The sequence below is a fragment of the Rhizobium sp. P2_G9 genome (genome assembly GCF_056403475.1).
The window spans coordinates 1-407 of sequence record NZ_JBFUFK010000148.1; the positions used below are offsets into that span (position 1 = coordinate 1).

At 59.2% G+C, this 407-nt stretch carries 2 pseudogenes; both read right to left on the reverse strand.

Features of this window, described 5'->3' with window-relative positions:
• A pseudogene (locus tag AC1DYF_RS40410) lies at positions 1-268 on the reverse strand (carbohydrate ABC transporter permease); the annotation flags it as partial.
• Positions 269-277: 9 nt separating this feature from the next.
• A pseudogene (locus tag AC1DYF_RS40415) lies at positions 278-407 on the reverse strand (sugar ABC transporter permease); the annotation flags it as partial.

Consider the following 407-nt stretch of genomic DNA (forward strand, 5'->3'; position numbering starts at 1 on the left):
GCACGGCAATGATCAGCGCCAGGATCGTCGAGCCGACGGAGAGGAACACCGAATTGAGGAAGGGCGTGAAATAGTCCTTCTGGCTCTCGACGTCATAGTAGCTTTCCAGCGTGCCCGACGGGATCAGGTTGAAGCCCTGGATCGCCTCCTGCTCCGACTTGAAGCTGGTGATGATCGTGTAGAGGATCGGAAAGAAGATCAGCAGCGCGATGATCCAGGCAATCACGGTGACGACTGCGGTGCGTCTGGTGGAAACAGCTCTGGCCATGGTGCCCTCCTATCGGTCCAGGTTCTTGCCGACCGCGCGCATGGCGAAGAAGGCGACGATGTTGGCAAGGATGACCGCGATGATGCCGCCCGCAGACGCCTGGCCGATTTTGAATTCGAGCAGCGCCTTCTGGTAGACG